Origin of the sequence: Bisgaardia hudsonensis, from assembly GCF_004345785.1 — a bacterium.
Taxonomy (GTDB): Bacteria; Pseudomonadota; Gammaproteobacteria; order Enterobacterales; family Pasteurellaceae; genus Bisgaardia; species Bisgaardia hudsonensis.
This window is the reverse complement of sequence record NZ_SLXI01000009.1, coordinates 23802-29995: the sequence shown is the minus strand read 5'-3', so window position 1 is coordinate 29995 and position 6194 is coordinate 23802. Positions and strand designations below refer to the sequence as shown.

Sequence of the window (6194 nt, the reverse complement as noted above, 5' to 3'; positions counted from 1 at the left end):
GAAAAAATCCTCCGATATAATGAAGAAGGCTGACAACCAAATTCAAAATATAGGAGGATGTGCCAATGGCAAATAAATCCAATGACGATTCAAGTTTATCATACACAAGATGGAACGGTAAGTATCATATAGTCTTTATGCCTAGATTCGAGATGAAAGGTAATTTATGGAAAATTGAGAGGTAGCCTATAAGGGGCTAGAACTTCACATATCCCTCAAAGGGCACGTAACAACTGTATTATAACTCTATTGCTTATACCTTAAAGGGGTCTACATATTCTCTCTTCGATAAATTATCTTGAATCATATCTTCTTTTTCCTGATTTCTAATATATTCCTCCTCAACTTTTATATTTAAACCTATCGTGCTTACGTAATATATTCTCGACCGAAAAATTTTGGTTTCCATACTTATATTTTAGATTGGCATGCCTTTCAAAAATCATGAATGAAGTATTTTCCTTTTAAATATTCCATAAAACTCGACACCGATAGTTTTGGTGGGATTTTCAATAACATATGAATATGCTATTTCATTGTATAGGCTTCTATCATTTCAACATTTTTGTAATTACACAATTGTCTCAATAGAGTAGCCGAAAAACCGCACATTTCACGTGCGGATTGTTATTTTGTTGTATTTTTACTTAATGTCTTTTTAAGTATCAGCCAATTGTTTTTCTATTCGACTTCTGTAAGTATCTAAGATTACAGCTAATATTATTACAACTCCAGTTATGATTTGTCGAGTAAAGTCTCCTAATCCCATTAACAATAGACCATTGCTTAGTACTCCCATGATACATGCACCTAAGAATGTACCTAGCATTGAACCTTTCCCTCCGAATAATGAGGTACCACCAATAACAACTGCAGCAATAGCATTTAATTCAAATCCTGTACCTAATATAGGATTTGCAATATTTAGTCTCAGCATGTACATGATCGCCGCTAGTCCAGTAGCTGCTCCACAAATTGCAAAAGCAATTATTTTGTAACTGACAGGATTATGTCCAGATAAACGAACGCTTTCTTCATTATTACCTATCGCATAAATCATTCGACCAAAAATTGTTCTATTTAATGTAATTGAGCCAATAACAACTACGATAATAGCTACTATAAATATTACTGGAATATGAAAAATATTAGTGGCTCCAAAACTATTAAAGCTCATAGGGAAACCAAAAATTGTTCTTGCATCAGATATTTGGAGAGCTGCTCCTCTAGCAATATTTAGCATGCCTAATGTTACTATAAAGGAATGTATACGCCATTTTTCACAAATAGAGCCAGTGATTGTGCCACAGGCTGTGCCACAGACAATGCTTGCTATAATTGCAAGTGATATAGCTGAAAAATCTGATAGTCCCTCCAATGTTAAAATTTTTGCACTAACTACGGCGCATAGAGCGAGAACACTGCCAACACTAAGATCAATACCGCCAAGTAGTATTACAAAAGTCATTCCTGCCGCAATAATTGTGTTGATACTGATTTGAGTTAAAATATTAGAGATATTATTAATACTGATAAATTTTTCATGAGATATTCCAAAGAATATTATTAAAATAATTAATGCAATACCTATGCCTGCTTCTTTCAGTAAGGCTCTAGAGATGGATTTTGTATTCATAAGCTCACCTAATTTTAAGATAAATAATTTTTATAAGATAGCGATAAGATATGAGTTGGATCGAAATTTTCTCGAGAAACTTCCCCGCTGATTGAACCATTACTCATAACAATTATTCGATGACAAATGCCTATTAATTCGTGAATGTCTGATGAAGCAACAAGAATAGTTTTATTGTCTTTTGCAAGTTCATTTAACAATAAATAAATCTCGTATTTAGCACCAACATCAATTCCCCTAGTTGGTTCATCAAGCAGTATTATGTCACTTTCTGTATTTAACCATTTGGCAAAGATAACTTTTTGTTGATTTCCTCCAGATAGAAAACGAGCATGTTGGTTATTAGATGCCGATTTTATTTGCAAATTAGAGCGACTTTTTTCACTTAATGTAATCTCTTCATTCTTTTTTAAAAATCCATAATTAGTATATCTAGCGATAGTTGTTAAACTGATATTTTTATAAATTTCTAAATCAAGAATTAATCCCTGATTTTTACGATCTTCAGTGATAAAACTCATTCCTTTTTTTACCGCTTCTTTAGGAGTGTTTATTACTTGTAATTTATCTTTAATAAAAATTTCACCTTGCTTTATTTTATCTGCACCAAATATAGCTCTTAGTAATTCTGTTCGTCCTGAGCCAACTAAACCTGCAAGCCCTACAATTTCTCCTTGTCGAGTAGAAAAATTAATATTTTTAATTTTATTTGTTGTTATATTCTTTACCTTAAGTAATATTTTACCAATTGGAATATTACTATCAAATGGATATTCTTTATCTATAGATCTTCCTATCATATGTTCAATAATTTCGTCCGTAGTGAGTTCACTGATAGGGCAAGTTTTAGCAATAGTACCATTACGTAATATACTTATATTATCTCCAATCTCTTTTAATTCATTAAGTCTATGAGAAATATAAATGATCGTTACACCTTGTGCTTTTAATTTTTTTATTATCGCAAATAATTTATCAATTTCTTTTGGTGTTAAGGTGGCGGTAGGTTCATCTAATATAAGTAGTTTTGCTTCTCTAGATAAAGCTTTTGCAATTTCTACTAATTGCATATGCGCTATACCTAACTGCGAAACTGTTGCCTCAGGGGATATGTCCAATCCAAATCGAGCTAAAGCTTCTTCTGTTTTTTGATATAAGATCTTTTTATTTACTAGACCTAAGCGGTTTTTTGGTAATTTATCAAAAAATATATTTTCAGCTACTGTTAAATGAGGAAGTAGATTTAGTTCTTGATAAACGGCTCGAATACCTTTTTTAATACTATCTTGAGGAGATTGTGGTAGATAGGGCTGTTCTTCAAATAGCATTTCCCCAGATGATAATGCGTAATAACCGCAAATGATTTTAATTAAAGTACTTTTCCCTGCACCATTTTCCCCAGCTAGAATATGACAACTACCAGTTTCTATGGTTAAATTTATATTTTCTAATACTGTAATTCCTGAGAAATTTTTACTTAAATTTTTGATGGTTAGTAACGAAGATGTCATATTACAGCTCCTGACAAATAGGTAATAATTAATGATAATTTTTTGTAACTAATTTATCCGATCTCAATGATCGGATAAATTAGCGAGTAGTATTACTTTTTAGACAATTCCTCAGCTGTAACTAGTTTTACTGGTGTTTTTACCCAACCTGATAATTTTTCACCATTATAGATTCTTAAACCAGTTTTAATTGCATTAACAGCTAAATCTTTTCCAAAGAAATCTTCACTAGCCATTACTTTATTTTTACGCATTAAATCTTGTACTGGTGCGATATTATCAAATCCAACAACTTTGATTTGACCTGACTTTCCTGCTGCTTCAATTGCTTTAACAACGCCTAGTACCATGGAGTCATTAGCACACATAACGCCTTCGACATCAGGATATTTTGTCAGTAAATTTGTCATTAATGTATTTGCTTCTTCTGTTTCCCAATGAGCAGTTCTTGAAGCAAGAAGATTTAGTTTATTCTCTTCTACCGCTTTCATAAATCCACGTTTACGCTCGATAGCGTTTTCTGCGCCTGGATTACCTTCAATAATAAATACTTTAGCGTTTTCTTTAAGATTTTTTCCTAAAAAATTACCAACTTCGTAAGCACCTTGTTCATTATCTGGACCAACAAATAAAAAATCTTCTGGTAGCCCCATTTGTTTTGCCGCTTTAGCATCTAAGCGAACATCAAAATTAACAACAATAATGCCTGCATCTAATGCTCTTTTAATTGAGGGAATAAGAGCGACAGAATTGGCAGGTGCTACAGCGATAATATCCACTTGTTTAGTAATAAAGCTTTCCATTGCATTTATTTGAGTATCAACATCACTTTCATCTTTTAATCCGATAGCTTCCATAGAGAATTTATCTTTATTGTTATCAGCATATTCTCTAGCGCCTAACTCAACAGTTTTCCAAAATTCATTGGCAAGTGATTTCATTACAACACCAACACTAGGCTTGTCTGCCGCAGCGGAACTCATTGCGATGACAAAACTAAGCCCTAGTCCTAATACAATGTTTTTGATTTTCATTTTTTGCTCCTATTTTGACGGTTATATAGTTATTTTCAATTTATGACCAAATTACGGGATAATTTAAAAAATAACACCACATTTCTAATCTAAAGAAATTACTTAGTCAATTAATAGTTATTTTTTTCTTTGAATTTGAGAGGTTTATCACAAAATAATATTTCTGTTTTGTGATAAGTAAATGAAAGGGATAAAATTTAGGCGATATAAATATCGCCCATCTAAATTAATGAGATAAATAGAATTATCGATTTAAAATTTCAGCTTCACTAAAAAAGAAAGCGATTTCACGTTCTGCACTTTCAAGACTGTCAGAGCCATGAACAGAATTATGTCTTAAACTTAATCCAAACTCACCTCTAATCGTACCAACCTCTGCTTCTGCAGGATTTGTTGTCCCCATTAAAGTGCGGTAGTTTTTTATCGCATTTTCTCTTTCTAATACAGAGACAACGACAGGAGCCGAAATCATATAATCAACAAGATCATTAAAAAATTCTCTCTCTTTATGCTCTGCATAAAAGCCTTCGGCTTGTTCTTTTGTCAAGTGTAGCATTTTTGTGGCAACAATTTGAAAACCGTTATCTTCTAAACGTGTAAATATTCTACCGATTAGATTACGTTTTACTGCATCTGGTTTAATTATTGATAATGTTTTTTGTAACATATCATTCTCCTTGTATAGTTGCTTTTTTTAACAATAGGTTTGCGATTGTTTGTACTCCAATTCCTGTTGCACCTGTTGCCCATAAATCACTTGCTGATTTACGGTAAGTTGCAGAACAATCAATATGTAACCAATTTTGTTGATAATTTTCTACAAAGTAAGATAAGAATGCTGTTGCTGTACTTGCTCCCGCACCAACCGGTACTGTGCCTATATTGGCGATATCAGCAAATGATGAACTTATTTGTGAACGATGAAATTCTTCAAATGGTAAACGCCAAAATGGCTCTTGCGTTATTTTTGCAGTATTAACTAATTCGTTAATAAGGTTATCATCCATTGATAATATAGAATGGTAATCGTTACCTACGGCGACTTTAGCTGCTCCTGTTAAAGTGGCACAATCAATAATAAATTGTGGTTTTTCTTGTGAAGCATTAATTAAGCCATCGGCTAATACCAAACGACCTTCCGCATCAGTATTTAATACTTCGGCAGTTACACCATTACGATAGTGAATAATATCTCCGAGTTTGAAAGCATTACTACTTACCATATTTTCTGCACAGCATAGGATTAATTTAACTCGTTTATTAAGCCCTCCAGCAATCGCCATACCTAATGAACCCGTTAATAATGCTGCTCCCCCCATATCAGTACGCATTGTACTCATACCATCACTTGGTTTAATACTGTAACCGCCACTATCAAAAGTAATACCTTTACCGACTAAGCAAGCTAGGATAGGTGCATTTTTATCGCCCGTTGGATTAAAATCCAGCTCTAAAAGTGCAGGAGAATTAATTGATCCTTTACCAACATTCCAAATACCTAAATAACCTTGTGTTAATAATTCTTCGCCAGAAATAATTTTTGTTGTCAGCACATCTTCATTCCAGCCATTAACTTCTGAATACATTGTTATTTGTTCAGAAATAAATTCAATAGCCCGTTTGGCTAGTTCTAATGGAGTAATAATTGATGAAGATAAATTAATGATTTCTCTTACAAAGTCACCACATTGTATTCTTGCGAATAACTCATCTTGATATTCATCTTCTAAGTGAGGAAACTCAATAGCATAATCTTGTTTTGCGGTATAAAAACCTTGATAAAATGCCCAGCAATTTTCCATATCCCATTCATCGCCCAGTAATTCCACGTCATTAATACCTTGATTGCGTAATTTTCTTGCCGCTTTTTGAATTAAAGTGCGGTCAGATTTTTTGGATAAATGAATGATTGCTTGATTATCATTAAAACTAAGTAATGCTTTTTTACCCCAATTATCATTCGCTGGAGTTAAAGAAATTGTAATTTGCATAATATAAACCTTTTATAACATA

General features: G+C 32.8%; 5 protein-coding genes and 1 pseudogene. All 6 read right to left on the bottom strand.

Annotated features, from left to right (window positions below):
* Positions 1-253: 253 nt before the first annotated feature.
* Positions 254-594, bottom strand: a pseudogene (tnpA, locus tag EV697_RS09410) (IS200/IS605 family transposase); the annotation flags it as partial.
* 64 nt (positions 595-658) lie between these two features.
* Positions 659-1636 carry an ABC transporter permease gene (locus EV697_RS09405; RefSeq protein ID WP_132024981.1) on the bottom strand — a complete coding sequence of 326 codons (978 nt, stop codon included), beginning with the start codon at positions 1634-1636 and terminating at the stop codon, positions 659-661.
* A 14-nt stretch (positions 1637-1650) separates the two neighbouring features.
* Positions 1651-3147, bottom strand: a complete 1497-nt coding sequence (locus EV697_RS09400) for a sugar ABC transporter ATP-binding protein (protein WP_132024979.1) — start codon at positions 3145-3147, stop codon at positions 1651-1653.
* A 92-nt stretch (positions 3148-3239) separates the two neighbouring features.
* Positions 3240-4181 (bottom strand): sugar ABC transporter substrate-binding protein, encoded by a 942-nt coding sequence (locus tag EV697_RS09395; protein ID WP_132024977.1) that lies wholly within the window; start codon positions 4179-4181, stop codon positions 3240-3242.
* Between the two features lie 244 nt (positions 4182-4425).
* Positions 4426-4848 carry a nucleoside-diphosphate kinase gene (gene ndk, locus EV697_RS09390; protein ID WP_132024975.1) on the bottom strand — a complete coding sequence of 141 codons (423 nt, stop codon included), beginning with the start codon at positions 4846-4848 and terminating at the stop codon, positions 4426-4428.
* Between the two features lies 1 nt (position 4849).
* Entirely contained in the window at positions 4850-6172 is a 1323-nt protein-coding gene (pepB, locus tag EV697_RS09385; protein ID WP_132024973.1) for an aminopeptidase PepB, read from the bottom strand.
* Positions 6173-6194: the final 22 nt, after the last annotated feature.